The sequence below is a fragment of the Desulfonatronum lacustre DSM 10312 genome, from assembly GCF_000519265.1.
Lineage (GTDB): Bacteria > Desulfobacterota > Desulfovibrionia > Desulfovibrionales > Desulfonatronaceae > Desulfonatronum > Desulfonatronum lacustre.
The window spans coordinates 297,586-315,107 of record NZ_KI912608.1; the positions used below are offsets into that span (position 1 = coordinate 297,586).

Below are 17,522 nucleotides of genomic sequence, written 5' to 3' on the forward strand. Positions count from 1 at the left end.
GCCGGGCCGACTCAAGCGCCGCTCTGCAGCACGACCCGCACGGCGCACGGACCTTTCTTGTTGACGCTCTCCTGAAAGGAAACCCTGTCGCCCACGGTCAGTCGGTTGATGTCCATGTCCACCAGATCGCCGTAGTGAAAGAAAAGGTCTTCCTCGCCCATGTCCGGGCGGATGAATCCGTATCCGCCCTGAATGGAGACCACGGTTCCGGATTGGTCCTCGCCGGGTTTCGCCTTGGCCGCGTCCACGGGTCGGTATTTCTCCTTGACGAACAAATCCCGCACGATCTGGTCGTCGTGGCGCTCGGGGTCGTCGATGACTTCGTTGATCAGGATCGGATAGGTGGCATTATCCAGCAGGGCCTGGGAGGTCTTGGTGACCCGGTGGTTTCCGTACTGATCCACGTATTCGAAGTCGCACCCCAGGACCATGACCCGCGCGCCGATGGTATTCAGCTTTCTGGTCAGGGGCAGGTAGTCCCCGTCCGAGGCGATGAGCACGATGACGTCGTACTTCTTGAAAATGGCCAACTCAAAGGCCTCCAACGCCAGCCAGACGTCGATGCCCTTTTCCCCCTCCGGAGACATGGGCAGATAATGCGTGATCACCCCTTCCTTCATCAGGATGTCGTCGAATATCCGCTCCTTGAGCAGCAAGTCGCGGGCCTGGGCGTCGTAGGCCGTCAGCCGACCCCGGAAATAATGCATGTCCACGATCTTGCAGTTCTTGACCGGCCGTTCCTCGCGGGCCGCGACTTCGTGGATGATGAACTGGTGGATTCCGTTGATGCTGATCCGGGATTTGCGGGAGTGGTCGTAGAGGTAATAGTTGCTGACGTGAAAGAAGAAATTGCCGTCGTAAAAGATGCCGACCTTGGTCAGATTCGTGTTGGTGATCATTCAGGTTCCTGATGTTGGTTGTTCGAAAAATTCCTTCCTCCCCGTCAATCCTTGCCCCATCGCTGCCTCTGGCGAGTGATCCGTCGGGCGGCTTTTGTGGCCTCTGATCGGTACGTCAGGAAAATCCTCTTGCTCATGGCTTTCAGTATAGAGCTGCGAGGATGGGCTAGCAAGGGATGGAGGCGGGAAGGCTGCTGCAACAATTTTCGCTTGACATTATTTTGGGGCAAGGTAAGGTTTCTTTTAGCTGAATGACAAAGTCCGCTCAGGGCAAACCATCCGAAAGGATGGGACGCAAAGCCGACGGCCTACGTCTCGCCCGCACCGCACCCCGTGCGGGAGGGATAGGGCGGCAGGGTTGCCGGACAAAACGGGCGACGCCAAATGTTTTTTGGCCAAGCCCGACAGGGTAGCAAAGGCGAAACAGAAACTCAGGTCTCAGGTCCCAGCCTTCTGTTTTCAAGCCTTCAGCCCTCTGAAAAAGCCCGCGCCAAAAAAAGGACGGTCGTTCAGTGCTAGTGACTCGTTGTGGCGGCGTTCTGGTAACAGTTGGAACGAAATCGGGCAAACATTCCACCCAAAATCCGAAGGAGGGCATTATGCAAATGCCAAGAAAAGGTGAAAAAGGCTTTACGTTGATCGAATTGTTGATCGTTGTGGCGATTATCGGGATTCTGGCGGCGATCGCGATTCCGCAGTTTGGGAAGTATAAGGCAAGGTCGGCGGCTTCTGCGGCTACGGCGACATTGAAAACATGTGCGACACAGCTTTCGGCAGCCTATGCTGCTGGTGATACTCCAGACGAACATGATTCGTTGACAGTAACTGGTGGGAATACTACCTGGACTTGGGAATGTCCGATAGGAAATGAGACACAAGACTTCGTATTGTCTTTAGCCAATGGGACTATTAATGCATTCACGAACGAAGTCTATGTAGTAAGCGCAGTCAATGTAAGATGTTCATTTAGTTCGCCAGGTATTGTTGAGTGCGAACCTGCTAATTAGCAGACGTATTTTTTTGTCATTATTTGATTTTTGGCACAAAGGCAGTTCGCTAAGTAAAACTTAGCGAACTGCCTTTTTACTTTTTTTGCCAATCATGCTGGCGCATTTCGTCCCTGATGCCCTATTTCTGGTTATATTGTCATTTTAAGGTTTGTGGGGTTTAGTTGGGCATTATCTGTAATCGACAATATGTTCGAGTTTTTTGCATGCTCTTGGCCGCGATCCTGGTTTATGTCCTATGTTTAGGGTTGCGGCTGGCCGAACTCCCGGCCTGGGAGCCTCAGTTGCATCAGGTGCAGGGCGAGAGGCTCCAGACCACCCACGACGCTTACTACTTCCTGGCAGGAGCCAAGGGAACGGCGCGTCCTAATCCTCATCATGAGCCGTTTTTCAAGCTGACCCGTTTTTTTCATGTCACCACGGGCATGTCCTACGGCGATTTGGGCTTCTGGCTGCCCGTCTTCCTGGCACCCCTAGTGGTTTTTCCCCTGGCCTTCCTCGCTTGGCGAGAAGGAGTTCCCGAGGCGATTCTGCCCATGGGCATTATGGCTGGCGGAGCCATGGGCTTTTTGGCCCGGACCAGATTGGGATATTACGATCATGATATGCTCAGCCTGCTACTGCCGGTGCTGTTCACGACGTGTTTGTTTTTTTTTCTGGATTATTGGCTGCCCAAAAAACAAGGTGGCGGCGGTTTCGCGCTAAAGCCCAACGGTTATTATTGGCCCGCTGACTGGAAGCTGTTCCTCGGCGCCTGTTTGGGTTTGGGCGTCCTGGGCTGGGCGTATGTCGGGTTTTATTCCTCGGGCCGACTCATAGTGATGGCCATCGTCGCCATGGGCGTTCTTTTGACTTTGGCCTTGGCTCGGGACGGCCGACAGCGGGCGGTTCTCTGCGTGTGCCTAGGCATGGTCTTTCTGCTGGCCGTGAACATTTTCTGGGGAATGTTCGTGTTGGCAGTCTTGACCCTGGCGCTCGGTCCTTTTTGCAAGTGGTTCAGGTCAGGTCCGTACTTTTGGCTCCTGGTGAGCGTGTGCGCCCTGGCAGTTGTCTGGGCCGGCAATCTCGACACGCAGGTCAGTTCGGTGCTTCGCCAACTGGCCAAATATTCTCCCGTTGTTTCCGAAAGCAATCAGACCATCGACACCTTGGCCTTGCCTTCGGTGATGCAAAGCGTTCGTGAAGCCCGCTTGCTCTCCTGGGAAATCATGGCAGAACGGTCCGGCGTGACCGGATGGTTGTTTGCTTTGGGTGTTGTCGGATTCGTCTATCTGGCTTGGCGGCGCCCCCTTTATCTCCTGTTTCTTCCATTGCTTATACTGGCTGTAGGCGCAGTGAAGCTAGGTGCGCGATTCACCATGTATGGCGGCGTCCCGATTGGTTTGGGCCTAGGCTTGGGTCTGGCCTTGCTGCTTGGCAGGCTTCGCCTCGGACAGGCTGCCAGAACCGCTATTCTGAGCGCGTTTGCCTTGGTGGCGGCCATGTTACTATGGGCCCAGTCCGACATATTAAAACCTGTTCCAGTCCTTTCCCGTGCATATGCCGAGACATTGCTGCAACTGCGGGAAAGTACACCGGTCGATGCCCGGATCTGGACATGGTGGGATTACGGCTATGCCACGCAGTACTATGCAGAACGGGCATCCTTTGGTGACGGGGCGCTGAATACACGAGATTATCTTTATCCCTTGGCCCTGGTGCATGCCACCTCATCCCCTTTGCAGGCGGCTCAAGTGATCAAGATGGTGACAGCCGGCCAAAACAATCAGTGGAGGGAAGAGGGAACCAAGGAAGGGCCGTTCGATGGAACTGCTGTGCCTTGGCCGCTTTATCTGCAACCGCCCTTGAGCGGATTGCGAGAGATGGGCGCGGCTCAGGCACAGGCATACATGGACGACTTGGCCGAGACTAGACAGACATGGCAGGACACCCTGCCGGAGCAGTATATACTCTTTTCGTGGCAGAATCTGGCCATGGCGGCTTGGATCATCCATTTCGGCAACTGGGACGTGCAAAGCGGTCAGGTGGGCTCCGGCAAGATTCAGCGGATTTTCATGGATGTTTCCGTGGACCTAAATGCCGGTGTACTTGTTTTTTCTGATGGGAACACCGTAGAATTGGACGGTTTTCTTTCGGTTTCCCAAGGCGGGGTTGACGAGTTCACCTGGGACAAGGAGACCGGTGACTACGTGATATACGTCGACGACCTGCAGCAGTTTTTATTCGTGGACAAGACCATGTATGACTCCATGCTCGTGCAGATGCTCCTAAACGATTCGGTCCTGTTCATCGAGGATTTTGAACTTGTATTGGACAATTCCCCCTGGGCCAGAGTCTATCGGGTGCGGTGATTGTTTGCGGCCAAACGGGTCAGGGCTTTGGTCAGGGCGCTACGCAGTGGTTCGACACTGGCCAGGATGTCCTCGTTGGGAGCCACGTCTTGAATGTCCTTGACCAGGAACAACGTGCCCAGGCAGGCTGATTCAGCGTCCAAGATCGAAATTTCCAGGCGAAGCAAGGGTGGTCTGCGCATATCTGCAGGACAATTTTCGCCGTCAAACGCCCCGTCTGCTGTACCGCCACCGTGATTTGTCCTGAGACCGCCCTTTTCAACCCCCATCTGCTCCAGGATTTTCCTCAGCTTCCTGTGCAATGCCTCCATGTCCGGTGCATTTTTCAGTTCCGGCAGCAAGTCCATCCAGCGTCGATCACTGGGTAGCCCTGTCGCCCTGAGCATGGTGTCGGCCGTTTCTGGAAAACAGCGCAGGCGCAACGTTTCCAAATAGCCAAGTTTGCCCGCGAAAATGAAGGCTCCCGCGCCTATCAGCACCAGGAGCAGGCCGCTTTGCTCATCCCGGATGTTCACCAGGACGATGGCCAGGGTGCAAAGTGTTGCTGTCAGGCCGTAGAGGACCATCACGGCTTTGGGTGTATTCAGGCCTATTCTGAGCAGCCGGTGGTGGATATGATCGCTGTCCGGCTGAAAGATTTTCCTGCCTTGGACAAGGCGGCGCAGGGCGGTCAGGAGGATATCCAGAAGGGGTAGCCCCATGGCCAGGACCGGGATGAGAATGGCCGCACCCACGTGGGTTTTGACCGAGGTGATCAGCCCGAAACCGGCGATGGCGTAGCCCAGGAAATACGTGCCGGCATCCCCCAGAAAGATCGTGGCCGGATGGAAATTGGAGCGCAGAAAGCCCAGCACCGACCCGGCCAGGGCCGCGAAAAACAGGGCCGTGAGATAATCCTCCCGCGGAATGGCCAGCACGATCATCACCAGGGACGCAAAAAAAACAATCCCCCCCACCAGCCCGTCCAGTCCGTCCATCAGGTTCAGGGCATTCATGAACAGCAGAAACCAGAACACGGTCAGGAGGTACGACGTGACCGGGTCGAAGAAGACGGCCAGGCCGAACAGGACGAACTTGTCCAGGGCGATGCCCCCGGCATAGGCCGCACTGGCCGCCAGAATCTGGACTGGGAGTTTTTTCCAGGCGTTTAGCCGGAAGAGGTCGTCATAAAGCCCTAAACCCAGGGCGATCAGCGCCCCGGCCAGCAGACCGAGCAATGATCGGTCCGGGATGATCAGTCGGGAAACATCCGTGCCCCAGAGCCAGGCGATCGTCAGCGTGATCCCCACGGCGGCAAAGATGGCCAACCCGCCGGTCCGGGGGATCACCCCGTCGTGCACCCTGCGCCCTCCCGGTGTGTCCAGGGCTCCCATGACCACCCCCAGTTTGCCCGCCAGGGGGGTCAGAATCAGTGCTAGCAGAAGAGAAAGCAGAAAAGTGGTCAGCAGGGTGGTCATGGTCTTTGTCCGATACTCCGTTCAACGGATCCGTTGAAGGACATAGAATCGAGTCGTCGCTTTCGTGTGGGCTTCGACCATTTTTATGTCTTTTCGTTTTGTCAGGTAGTCGTCGATGTCGCGATAGTCGAATCCCAGGTGCGTTGAATACTTATCCCTCTCAGGCCGAAATTGCGACAGACGTTCACCGCGCAGGAGAGCAAGCAGATACCCTCGGGGCGATGTTCCAAAACCCTGGAGTTCCCTGTGGAGGGGGCTCTTGAGGATTATCTTGGCGAGGCCGGGAAATCCGATTTCCACGGGAACAGTGATCAGTAGTCTGCCGCTGGATTTAAGGCTGTTCAGCAACGTTTGCAGCGCATGACTCAGGTTGCCGACGTGTTCCAAGGTTTCCAGGCAGGTAACAAAATCGAAACGAAGTTTGGCCGCTTGGCAGTTGAGATCAAACTTTTGAAAATTGATGCTTGGATAGGTTGTTCGTGCGGCTGCCAGGTGTTCGATAGTATGGTCAAAACCATGAGTATCCTCGGCCTTGATCATGGCAGCGATCAATGAGGTCAGGTACCCGTTGGAGCAGCCAAAGTCACCATATGTGGCGACATGGCTGGGGGCATGTTTTTTCGCAAGCCGTGCAATGCGCCGCAAACGCAAGCGATGGGGCAGATTTCGTAGCCGACCATCGGTATATGTCAGGGAATGATCCAGAGGCATTGGTCGCAGGCTTCTATTGTTTTGTAGGTGAGGTCCCCAAAAAGCCTTACCTTCTGAACACGGCCCTCCAAGCATACGATGAAAAGCAGATCGCGCTCTTGAAGAATCCGAGTTTTTCATGTTTACGGTAGATTTGCCATTGCCGCCGAGCTTTGCCGATTTTATTCCTGGAAAGAGAGCCGGGTACTATTCGATATTTGGTTAACGCCACTGGAAGGCATGTGGCCAATAATCCCGTTCGCAACAGTGTAAGCCAAAAAGCATAGTCCTGCCCTGTGCGCAATTCGGGCATGCGGGCATCGCCAACCATATCCCGTTCAATTATCACCGTGGAACAGCCCATGGTTGCCTTTTTGCGCAACATGTTCTCATAATTAACCGTTGAACGAGATTTGCCGTCCACGACCTTGCCTGTGAATTTTCCGTGCCGGTCGATGACTTCGAACGCAGTGAAGGAAAATGAGAGGTTTCCAAATGCCATGAAATCCAGGTGTGTTGAGAGTTTATGTGGAAGCCAGACGTCGTCGGCGTCGAGAAAGGCAAAATAATGGCCTTTGGCCCTGTCCATGGAGCGGTTGCGGGAAAAAGCAGGCCCCTGGTTCGCGTCGTTGCGAACAGCCTTGATTCTGCTGTCCGAAGCGCACAGGTCTTGGATCATCTGCCATGTGCCGTCCTGAGAAAAATCGTCCGTAATCAGCCATTCCCATTTCTGGTGCGTCTGAGAGCGGACGCTGATGGCGGTTTGTTTGAGATACGCAGAGCTGTTGAATGTCGGGGTGATGATGGAAATGAGAAAATGAATTCCATGAGACATTCTAATGTCTCCACAGGTCAATATATTCTTTCATTTGTATTTCTGCATTAAATTTTTCCTCTATCAATATCTTAGCGTTTTCACCAATCATTTTTTTTTCAGAATCGGATAGTTTGGTTATTATATCAGCGGATTGTTCTATTTCATTTTCTAAAACAATAAATCCTGTTTTTCCATGTAAAATAAGATCCTCAATTCCTGGAGTATAAGAGGTAATGCATATGCATTTTGCAAACATTGCTTCCTTAATAACGTTGGGAAGTCTTTCACCTTTTTTATATGACAATAAAATAAAAAAATCAGAGTTTCGCATTATTTGAAATAATTTTTGCTGTTGTATATGGCCATAAAATTTAACATAATTTTGTATTTTATTTGATTTTGATAATTTTTCTAAATTATTTCTAAAATTACCGTCTCCAACAATTGAAAGCTGAGCATCTATTTTTCTTTTTAAAACAATAGTGAATGCGTTTATGACTTTATCAAATCCTTTTTCTCGAATTAATCTTCCTGCGGTGAGTATTTTATTGTTTTTAGTTTTTTTTTCATTTAAAAAGCTATTTAGATAGGCTATGTCAATTCCTCTATGAACTACATTTATGCGAGATAAGCCAACTCCGAGATTCTTTATTGTTTCGACATTTGCTTTGGTATGAGTGAAAATGATGTCTGCAATTTTTGCAAGACTAGCACTTATGCCAAGCCTCATTTCAAGGTCATATGCTCCAAGAAATAAAGAAATTCTAATTTGTGGTGATTTATTTCTTATTAGGTAGCCAACTATACTTGGATAGTGTCCCCAATATAAATGTACGACGCTTGGATTGAACTCTTTGATGCGGCTCAAAATAAAAAAACTTGCCGGTACCAACGCAAGACATTTGAATAATTGGAGAGGTTTGTTGAATTCATTTTTAACCAACCAGCATATCAATTGAATTGATGAATTCAAATAACGCAAGCAAGCGAATAGTCCAAGAATGTAATTTTTAATGCCACAGCACGTGATCGGAATTGGTTTAAGGTCGCGATCTTTAACCATTTCTTCAAAATCGCGATGTGCCGGTTTTTGTGTGAAAATTGCGATCTCAACTCCAAGTCTATTTAACACGCGTACATCGCTGCAGGCAAATGTTTCTGAAGGAGCAGGGAATTGAGTAGTTATATACGCAATCTTCATTACTTTATTAGTCCGTGGAAAAGGTTAAAACCCCCGGCTTTAGCCGGGTGGCTTTCAGCTAGCGGTTTGGCTTTACGCTGGTGTACCGCCTGGACTGCCTTGCATGCGAATAACGCGTCGGATTTGTGTAAACGTGCTTGCCGAGGCCTGGGTGTTTAACGTGGCCGATGAGGAGCACGTACGAACCGGCTGCGAAGCCTGCCGGTCAAGGCTGGACTTTCAGTCCGCTGGATCAAACCCACCAGCTTTAAGCTGGTGGTTGTTTAGTCATAAAAAGCAGTTAAAAAATTGTATTGTATATATTTTTTAATTTATATCAAGTGCTTTCATATACTCTACAACAGCATTATTAACAGAAAAATCAGCAGCACGTTTCCTTACATCAGGTGGATTGGGATCGTTGAGTGCCGAATCCATTGCCTCTGCAAGCGCAATTGTATCTCCAACAGGAACAAGCCGGCCCCATCGTTCATTTTCAAGTACCTCAGAAGGCCCATAAGGGCAGTCCGTGCTAACTACAGATGTGCCACAGGCCATAGCTTCAATCAAAGCGCAAGGTAAGCCTTCCCATATAGAGGTAAGAACAAAAAGTTTTGCTGCTCGCATCCAAGCGTAAGGATTGTCAACAAATCCTGGCAGGGCGATTTCGTTTGTAAGCCCCAAGTTTTCGATTAACAACTGTAATTCATTCCGAAGTTCGCCTTCGCCCAGAATCACCAAGCGCACAGAGCGTCGATCTCGAAGTTTAGAAAATGCGTTAATGAGTGTTTTGAAACTTTTTAGAGGCGTCAATCTTCCAACCCCAAGGACGACGGGAGGTTGATTTGGAGCAAACCATGGGTGCTCGGGGGGAGATTTTCCGAGAACTTCAATTCGAGGGGCATCAATTGGGTTGTAGATCACCTGAATTCGTTCGCGAGGCAAACCGGTAAGCAGTACAAGGTCATCCGCCACTCCTTGTGAAACAGCCACAACCTTATATGCTTTGGGGTAAAATAAGCGCATGAGAAATGGCATGACCCTTGTTCTGAAGCCTTTCGCATATGCTCGAGTTGAAATTAGTGGACTACGTTCAGAAATAACGAGTCGTAGCGGGAAATTGGCCAATTTTGTAGCTAGAATTGCAATCACATTAGCATGGCGCAATGCAGTTAGCATGGCCTGTGGTTGTTCTTTTTGAATGTACTTTGCAAGTGGCAATACGCTTGTCAACATACGAGAAGTATTTAGGTGGATGATGCGTACTTTTGGTGATATATTTTTCAAATATGGTCCTTCGGCTTTTGAAAGTACAAAGTCTGTACCAATGCCGCGATTAGTAAAGGCATTGGCCAGTGTGACCATTACTCGTTCCGCTCCACCGCCGCTAAGCATAGGGAGATACAAGGCAACTCGTTTTGAGAGGAGTGGAGGCATCAAATGGCTCTTTTTTATGTGTTGTTGACTCCCCAATGTTATTCAGGAAATTCTGAAAACTGGAGGGGGTAAGATGGACAAAGACTTTCAACTCATCCTGGTTTGGATCAACGATTTGGATGAGGCCCAGCGCAAAGGAGTTCGTGGCGGTCCTTGTTGCAAGAGACCGGAGCGGTTCCACGGGGACTGCATTTTGGATCAGGACCGAGGTGCCAAGGCAGTGAAAAAAGGGTTGTCTGGAGCGCTGGGCAAAACACGATGCTTTTGCTTGACGTGGCAACGCGCTTTGGGGATTTGTCCAACAAAACGTCATCCCGTGCAAAGTAATTGCTCCTGGTCGGCATGTGCATGAAAGAGAGCCTGTGTTTTCTGCAAAACGTCAACCCTACATCAAACACTCAAGGGCTGGATCAGTCGTTTTCTCTGCAGCTACTGGAGATAGCCAGACCTTTCGACCTGTTTGCCCAATAGATGTCGGGTGGCTTCATCCTGCTGAACATTTTTCAAATCAATACTCCAATTTTTCAACCCTGGCCTGCCAGGTATAATTCCTTACAAACTCATCATGAGCGGTTTGTCCCAGTTGTACGGCAAGTATTTTGTCCTGCCTCAACCTTTCCAGGGCTTTTACCCACTCATTTACATCATCCGGCGGACATAAAAGTGCATTTTTTTCATGTGCAAAAACTTCTCTGAGCACGGGCAGGTCAGAGCAGATGATGGGTTTCTGGGCTGCCATGTATTCAAATAGCTTTAAAGGTGACATCCAATTAACTGTGTTACCGCCACCTGATATGGAAACATCAGATTGGTAGGGCGCAAGTAGAACATCAAAGCTAATGCGCAACCTTTCTCCTTCAGCTGGCGCAACGAAGCCGCGGAATAATATATTGTCGTGACCCTTTGTCTTAATCATCCAGTATTTGATATCCGTCTCAGTTCCACCAACTAAATGAAAATTGGCCCAGTCACAGTTCTTGGCCATATCAATGATGATATCCACACCTCTACCCTTATACAAATGCCCCACATACCCCACCTGCAATCGCGCACCCTTGTTGGGCAGGTCAAAGGGTTCAATTCCTTCCGGCACAGGATCTGCACCGTCCGGGGCGACCTGGATCTCATTACCATCACAAGAGTAATTATCTAGATAATATTTTTTCAGGGCATGGGTTATGACCACCATCTTCTTCAGCTTGGATGACTCTAGAATCCGACGAAACATCCAATTACTGATTGTTCCGCTGTCTCCCAGCGGAGCGTGGGACTCGAAAATGACCGGCAGACCAAGCTTGGCAGCAAAAAAACACCCGGGAGCATTCCGACAGTACACAACATCTGGTTTTAATAACCTAGCCTTTAATCCAGCCAAAAAACCATATATATGCCCTCGGCCTCTGATGGGCAGCCAGGGCAAGTTGATGATCTCAAAGCACTTGTCCACCCCATAAAACTTATAAACATCCTCCACACCCGATTCCAGTGCATCCTTTTTATCCGGCGCAATCAGCACCACCTCATGCCCGTTTTTGGCGAACGCCTGACACATCTTCATCACGTGGATGCTGTTGGCTGCACGGGATGGGATGGTGGATGAAGATATGTAGACTATTTTCATCTGCATTAGTCGATTTAAAATTTTCGCAGGCCATTCTTGGTTCGATTTAAAGTGAAATTTTTCTTTGCGCCTGAATATTTTGTCAATATAAATCTGGCAACAACACTGAGCATCTGAATCCAATACACATACGTTACGCGCTTGTTACAAGATTTTTTTATTTGTCAAAACAGCTACCAAATGAAATCCTGTGCCCTCATCTGCGATCCGGTAGTTTCGCCAAACATCTCGCCATGCAAACCGCATGAATGGTTTGAATTCCAGTGAAAATACCTTGTTATTGAAAAAACGTCTAAAAATATTGTACCACCAAGGTTTGCGAAAAATATATTCGTATTCTTTTATGCTCAGCCCTGCTTGGCTATCTGCGAGCTGATTTTTCAGCAAATCAATTGTATAATGCCTGTAATGCTTCTTGTTCAAGGGGATATTTGTAGTAGGGACTGAAATTATGATTGTGCCGCTGTTATTGGTACGATGACAAAGTGAGTTAAAAAAAACAGGTAATTCATTTTCCTGGATATGCTCTATCACTTCTATGGCTGCGACAATGTCAAAAGTGTCTTTTATAGCATTAAAATCCTGGGCAAAAAAAGTGCAATCAGGATGAAAAGCTCTGGCAAAAGCAATAGATTTCGATGACAGATCAACACCAACCCTGACAGGGATAGAGGAAGGAAGCCCGCTGATAAAGTAACCATCCCCGCAGCCGACTTCCAGAACCGATTGCGGGTGCATGGCAACAACCTTCTCCTGTAGATGCTTCTGGTAGCAAAGATAATCAAAGCCCCAGTTCAGCTTGCGCATTAGAGAAGGAGTCCCGTCTGTTTCAAAGTGCGGGATATAGTGGTAAGGGAATTGGTAAAGATTATCCTGAAGTTCGAATTTATTACTATTGCTCATTTGCCTTGGTCTCTGCTGCTTTGAAAAATATTTCCAGTGATGCCAAAAGAGTGATTAATTGTGAATGATTAAATCTCCGAGATTGATGCTCCTGCCAGATGGTGGGGATACGAATTCCTTCCACGATATTTCTTTTATGCAAATCATTGAGGCTTTTTTCGGCAATGGTTTTCAAATCCGGCTTTTCCCGGTAGGCCTTTTCAAAGTCAATATAATTCAATCCCGGAGAGGGTTTCGTGAAAACAAACGGCAGATATCTGCGGACAAGATTACTGGATCTATTTAGCAAACGTTTCTGAAACACTTGGAAACGCGAAGCTCCAAGTGGCAGTCCGCCCAGATTCTTCAACGGCAATGAAAAAAGATCCGGATACATATGCTGCAAAATCTTTTTGTACAAAAACTGGCCGTTGCGAAGCTCGTGGGGCAGATTTAACATAAATTCTATCCAGCGGGGGTATAAAAACGGGGTAATACGTTGGTAGCCTTTTAAAAGGACAAGGGGCAAAATATTGCACCTCTGCCTTATAAAAAAGTCCAGTTGTTCATCAAGGGTAAGTAGCACGGCATCGGCCAGCGGAGCTGAGGGCAAAAAGTCTTTTTCCGGAAAAAAAAACTTCAACTTAGTATAATTATTCCTTTGGATAAAAGCAGCTTTTGCCTGCGGCCAATCTGTGCTTTGATTTGCAGGCAGATGTGACCCGGACAGGGGATCCCCCATAAAGCCGCTTAAATAGCAAGGATTGCCTCTAAAATCATCAAAAATCTGGCTGAACAAAAAACCTTCAATCAGTGCTATGGGGAATTGATATTTGCTGGCGTAACTAATCAGATCATCTTCATTCCAAGTGATTTGATCCAGGTTGACCGCTTTGTTTGCAATTCCTGACTTCTGCGTCACCTTTTGCCCGATTTCATAATCAAGCGCTCCAGGAATTCCAACGGTTACTGTCTGCACCTGCTCTTTTGGAAGGTGCTGTAAAATACCGGCAAGGATGGCACGAGAGTCCATACCACCGCTTATTGGGACAACAGTGGCTCTGTTTCCTATCTTCCGGGCTGTGTCTTTAAAAACATCATCAAGTATTTCTGCCCCTTTGCTGACAAGGTCTTTTTCCGGCCTCTGGCTTTTGGCTTCTTCAATTTCAATTCCGTAGCGGGATAGCAAGCCAACAAGGTTCACCGGCCTGGGCCTGGGTACATAACCGTAGTGGAGAAATGCCTTGATCTGGTCCTTAGTTAGTTTCTGCTGCACTTGGGGTCAGCCTTCTTGAGATAAGAAAGATTTCAATCGCCAGCATGAAAGCCGACCAGGAGATGTAATAAATCAGATAAGATATGCCTGCCCCTAGAAGCCCTGTGCTGGGAAGCAGAAAAAATAGAGCTGTGAAATATATGAGTGTGGCAGCTAAATGAACCCCAAGGGTGGTATGTGGCCTGCCCATGGAAAGCATGGCCGGCTGCAGAGGGAATGCCGCAGCCGCAACAACAATCGCCATCATGTACCATAGCATGACTTCCACGGCTTTCAGGTACTCTTCTCCAAAAATAAGTAAAATCACTATTTCCCCGAAAAAAATGAAGAAAAACCAGACGCTCAGTGCAAACAATCCGGCCAGAAGAGAAGATCGGAGCCCAAACCGTACGAACTCCTTTACTTCTCCTTTGGCGTAAAGTCTTGCCAAATCAGGAAATATGGATTGATATAAAGGATCGATCGTCTTTTGGAGCACCAGAGAAAACTGCTTGGCTATTTTGTATAACCCTACCGCTGCGGGGCTCAACAAAGCGGCAATGATCATGATATCCACTTCCCTGGAGGCCATCCGGATCGAACTGTTGATATTGGTCGTCAACACAAAGCCCCAGATCCTAGAAAATTTTCTTCCGATATTCCTTGTGGTTGCGTGCATGAAGTCATGGTGTTTTTGCAATAGAAGCTCATTGTATGCCATACAGACCAGCAACAGCTTGCCCAAGATATCCACCATCGCCCATACAATGAGAAACGACCACAGACCTGCGCCGACAAAAAAAGCGATGGTTACGCCTGCCAGTTTTATGGCTGAAGCGATTACGTGCTGGTAGGCCAACTTGTTGAACTTGTCGAAAAGACGCAGAATCGCCATGGGCGTTCCCTGGATGTGAAAAAGGATGGTGGAGCTGTAAATGGTTGCCATGATTACAAGCTGCTGATCCCATCCTCGCCAATGTCCGACAAACCATGCAGCAGAGGCGGCGATAATCATGCCGAGAACCGCTGTGGAGCAGTCCATGAGGAAACCGAACTTGAGCAGGGATTTAAAATCCTCGTCACTTTCTTTTTCCAGAGCGTCTGCTCCGTACTTGATAATTGCCTGCCAAGTCTGGAAATTGACCAGTTTATCAACAATCCCGACATAAGTGGTGATAAGCACCAGTATGCCAAAATTTTCGACTCCAAGAGCGCGGGCAGTCATGGCCAGAGAGGCCAACCCTAGCAGGGATGCACCTACATTACCGCTGAACAGCACAGCTGCATTTTTGAATAAACGCCTCAGCAGATCGTCCTGCAGCCAGTGGCGGGGATGGCCCAGAGATTTGACGAACCTGAGTATATTCATTTTTCCCTTGCCGGGAGGAAGGGAGAACTTGCCGATAGTTTGCGGATTGCATGGGCCATCGCGGTTTCATGCTTGACCAAGCTAGTTTTCCATCAACAATCCGGGTACCCTGTTAAAATTATCCAGTACGTGGTGAAAATACTCTCTGGACCAGACATCCAGTTCCCGCAGCTGGCGGATAAAGGCAACGACGTCGGCCTTGGCCGCTGCAAAATCCACGGCATCAATGCGGCTGGTAATGAGGTTGGTGCAGTGCTCTTTGTCCAGGGGGGCGAGTGGTGTATGCACCTCGTTGCCTCAGCCTGGCCTCGAGTTGGGGAGCAGGAGCGGGACGTTCTTGGGGACCAGAAATGCGAAGTCATACCAATCCCTGTCTTTGATTCTATTAATCTTAGGGCCGTGCCGCCACACAAGGCGGCATGGGTGAAAAAATCAGTCCGAGACAGGCCCAGCAGCGCGACAGCCTGAATAGTCGGCAAGGGCTCTGTCCGTGGAACCGTGATTTATCCTCAGGTATTCCTCAAGCAATTGGACGACGGCTTCAGTCATCATGGTTTTTATCCAAGAATTTTGCAAAGGTGTCCAGGGTCGTTGAGGAATAAAGCTCAGAAAACGAGATCAGGGCATGCCGGTCCAGCCGCATGAACTGATCCCGGTCCAAACGTAGATCGTCGAAAAGCAGATCCTGTATCCCCTGGATGGAACGGACGCCGGGGACCCGGTAGAGTTCGTCGCAGACGGCTTTTTCCGGGGAGGCCACCAGATATCTTTCCCCCCTCTGTTCGGCGAAAAGTAACCCGCGGGGATAGGCGATTGCGGGGATGTCTTGGTAAAAAAAAGAGCCTATCGGGGTGTCGTATCGTTTCTTCCTTCTCTTGCCGAAGGTCGCTGATGTGACGTGCGTGACGTGTTCGGGGATGAGGCCGTGCCTCCTGAGCGCGTAGACGAAAGACACGTACGAGGGGCCGTAGAGGCGATTGGCGGCCTTGCCAATCAGGTCAGGATCGTTTGCATGTTGGGCCTTGATGTACAGCCCCCTTTTCAGACGATGTAAAACACCCTGACGGGTGAGGCGGGCAATGGCCGCCTTGGGGTTGGCGTATCCGGCGAAATGGCCCTGAAGCCACAAGGCATCCGGAAGATCGACCAAGTCGTTCTGCATGTTTCCTCCAACAAGTTCAGAAAAAATACACTTGCTGGAGGGAATACGCAAGCACTGATGATGAGCGGGTAAAGATATGAGTTGTAAGCGAAAAGAAGGCTGGTGGACGGTTTTTGATTTTCTAGCTAGTACCGTATAACATTTAAATTTTCGGATAAAGCCGTTTCAGTTTGATCCTGGCGTTTTCGGTTTTGAATTGCCAGTCGAATTTTTCGAAAACGATTGTTCATGTTCTTTTCCCAGGCAGCGACTTCAGCTTGCATTATGGCCATGTCGGGAATTCTGCGACTTAAGCACTGACCTTTGAGGGCGCTGAGTTCGATCTCAGCCATGTTGAGCCAGCTTCCATGCTTAGGTGTGTAATGGATTTCGAGTCGTTCCGCTAATCGTCTGGCTTCCGCTGCATCAAAGGTCTCGTAAAGAGAGGCGATATTGTGAGTATTGAGATTGTCCATCACCAACCGCACTTTGGTTGCTGCGGGGTAGCGCTCGTCCAGCATCTGCTTGATTTGCTGCACCCAGTCCTTTCTGGTGCGACGTTCGCAAATCGCGACATGTCGCTTGCCTGCAAGTGGCTCAACTTCCATAAAAATCTCAACAACGCCCTTTCTCACATACTCATCATCAACGCGGGAAATCTGTCCCGGCTTGCACGCTATCGGCTCTCGAACTTCGCCAACAAGTTGTTTATTGGACTCATCCATACAAACCACGGGAAAGTTTGGATCATACGGCAGATGATAGACCTCCAGAACATCTTCCATCGCGGCTACAAAAGCGGCATTTCCCCGTGGTGGAATTTTCCAGTATTTGCTGAGATGAGGTTTAAGTTCCGTTTTTTTAAAATCCGTTGCACGGTCATGTGTGAAACAGATGGAGCAAGATTGAGTTCTACGGCCTTGTCGGCGAGCAGCCTGACAGTCCAGCGGCAGTTTCCTTCAGGAACTTCCGAACAGGCCAGCGCGATTAGCCGCGCTTCAAAAGCTCCGTCGAATATGACTTCGCGCGGAGGCTTCTCTCGTTGTTTACGATCCAGGGCGGCATTGAGGCCTTCTTCAACAAAACGCTTCTTAATGTGCTCGACTGTGCGGGTTGTGACCCCAAGAGCTGTCGCCGTATCGACGACACTCCATGAGGGTCCATTTGGCCCGGCATCACAGAGCAACAAGGCCCTGGCATGGATGAATTTTCTGGCGTGAGTTTTACCACGCCGCGTTAAATTTTCAAGTTCTCCGCGTTCTTCTTCAGTTAAAGTGACTCGGTAGCGTGGGCACATGGCGACCTCCCTGGTTTGTATGGAGTTCGCCTACCACAAAGAAGAACTAAACGAAAGAATAATTGTTACATGGTACTAGGCTTGGCTAAATTTTTCGCAGAGGCATGTATTTAAAGAGA

The 17,522-nt window shown here is 49.4% G+C and carries 14 protein-coding genes, 1 pseudogene and 1 riboswitch; of the genes and pseudogenes, 2 read left to right on the forward strand and 13 right to left on the reverse strand.

The genetic code is table 11. The annotated features are described in order from the left end of the window. Window positions 1-11: 11 nt before the first annotated feature. Window positions 12-899, reverse strand: coding sequence for an NYN domain-containing protein (locus tag DESLA_RS0101340; protein ID WP_028571090.1), 888 nt, complete (start codon window positions 897-899; stop codon window positions 12-14). A 259-nt stretch (window positions 900-1,158) separates the two neighbouring features. After that, a riboswitch (cyclic di-GMP riboswitch) is annotated at window positions 1,159-1,265 on the forward strand. 233 nt (window positions 1,266-1,498) lie between these two features. On the opposite strand from DESLA_RS0101340, the gene DESLA_RS23520 reads away from it, so the two are divergent. Both DESLA_RS23520 and DESLA_RS0101350 read left to right on the forward strand, forming a co-directional pair. Then, window positions 1,499-1,906: a pilus assembly FimT family protein gene (locus DESLA_RS23520; RefSeq protein ID WP_281172381.1), complete on the forward strand. Its 408-nt coding sequence runs from the start codon at window positions 1,499-1,501 to the stop codon at window positions 1,904-1,906. Window positions 1,907-2,112: 206 nt separating this feature from the next. Further along, the gene (locus DESLA_RS0101350) at window positions 2,113-4,257 is read left to right on the forward strand and encodes an STT3 domain-containing protein (RefSeq protein ID WP_028571091.1); all 2,145 of its coding nucleotides are present in this window, start codon (window positions 2,113-2,115) and stop codon (window positions 4,255-4,257) included. Here the strand turns inward: DESLA_RS0101350 and DESLA_RS18000 are convergent. From DESLA_RS18000 to DESLA_RS22665, 12 genes and pseudogenes are all read right to left on the reverse strand, one after another. Further along, complete coding sequence (locus DESLA_RS18000) at window positions 4,242-5,714, reverse strand: MraY family glycosyltransferase (protein ID WP_051434271.1); 1,473 nt, start codon at window positions 5,712-5,714, stop codon at window positions 4,242-4,244. The two genes, DESLA_RS0101350 and DESLA_RS18000, sit on opposite strands and share 16 nt — an antisense overlap. 21 nt (window positions 5,715-5,735) lie before the next feature. Continuing rightward, window positions 5,736-6,425: a class I SAM-dependent methyltransferase gene (locus DESLA_RS22105; protein ID WP_169732578.1), complete on the reverse strand. Its 690-nt coding sequence runs from the start codon at window positions 6,423-6,425 to the stop codon at window positions 5,736-5,738. 46 nt (window positions 6,426-6,471) lie between these two features. Then, the gene (locus DESLA_RS0101365; protein ID WP_035261188.1) at window positions 6,472-7,239 is read right to left on the reverse strand and encodes a glycosyltransferase family 2 protein; all 768 of its coding nucleotides are present in this window, start codon (window positions 7,237-7,239) and stop codon (window positions 6,472-6,474) included. Between the two features lies 1 nt (window position 7,240). Beyond that, window positions 7,241-8,422, reverse strand: a complete 1,182-nt coding sequence (locus tag DESLA_RS22110; RefSeq protein ID WP_084031797.1) for a glycosyltransferase — start codon at window positions 8,420-8,422, stop codon at window positions 7,241-7,243. Between the two features lie 306 nt (window positions 8,423-8,728). Continuing rightward, window positions 8,729-9,838: a glycosyltransferase gene (locus DESLA_RS22115; RefSeq protein WP_084031798.1), complete on the reverse strand. Its 1,110-nt coding sequence runs from the start codon at window positions 9,836-9,838 to the stop codon at window positions 8,729-8,731. Between the two features lie 508 nt (window positions 9,839-10,346). Then, the gene (locus DESLA_RS0101380; RefSeq protein WP_028571095.1) at window positions 10,347-11,459 is read right to left on the reverse strand and encodes a glycosyltransferase family 4 protein; all 1,113 of its coding nucleotides are present in this window, start codon (window positions 11,457-11,459) and stop codon (window positions 10,347-10,349) included. Window positions 11,460-11,603: 144 nt separating this feature from the next. Continuing rightward, a complete protein-coding gene (locus DESLA_RS0101385; RefSeq protein WP_028571096.1) occupies window positions 11,604-12,362 on the reverse strand; it encodes a class I SAM-dependent DNA methyltransferase in 759 nt (252 codons plus the stop codon). Further along, window positions 12,352-13,617 (reverse strand): adenine nucleotide alpha hydrolase family protein, encoded by a 1,266-nt coding sequence (locus DESLA_RS0101390; RefSeq protein WP_028571097.1) that lies wholly within the window; start codon window positions 13,615-13,617, stop codon window positions 12,352-12,354. The genes DESLA_RS0101385 and DESLA_RS0101390 overlap by 11 nt, the downstream gene beginning before the upstream one ends. Continuing rightward, complete coding sequence (locus DESLA_RS0101395) at window positions 13,598-14,965, reverse strand: lipopolysaccharide biosynthesis protein (protein ID WP_028571098.1); 1,368 nt, start codon at window positions 14,963-14,965, stop codon at window positions 13,598-13,600. Before DESLA_RS0101395 ends, DESLA_RS0101390 begins: the two co-directional genes overlap by 20 nt. An 81-nt stretch (window positions 14,966-15,046) precedes the next feature. Beyond that, window positions 15,047-15,253 carry a hypothetical protein gene (locus DESLA_RS22660; protein ID WP_156932827.1) on the reverse strand — a complete coding sequence of 69 codons (207 nt, stop codon included), beginning with the start codon at window positions 15,251-15,253 and terminating at the stop codon, window positions 15,047-15,049. 253 nt (window positions 15,254-15,506) lie between these two features. Then, a complete protein-coding gene (locus DESLA_RS18005; protein ID WP_051434273.1) occupies window positions 15,507-16,127 on the reverse strand; it encodes a type IV toxin-antitoxin system AbiEi family antitoxin domain-containing protein in 621 nt (206 codons plus the stop codon). Between the two features lie 142 nt (window positions 16,128-16,269). Next, window positions 16,270-17,403, reverse strand: a pseudogene (locus DESLA_RS22665) (IS630 family transposase). Window positions 17,404-17,522 lie beyond the last annotated feature (119 nt).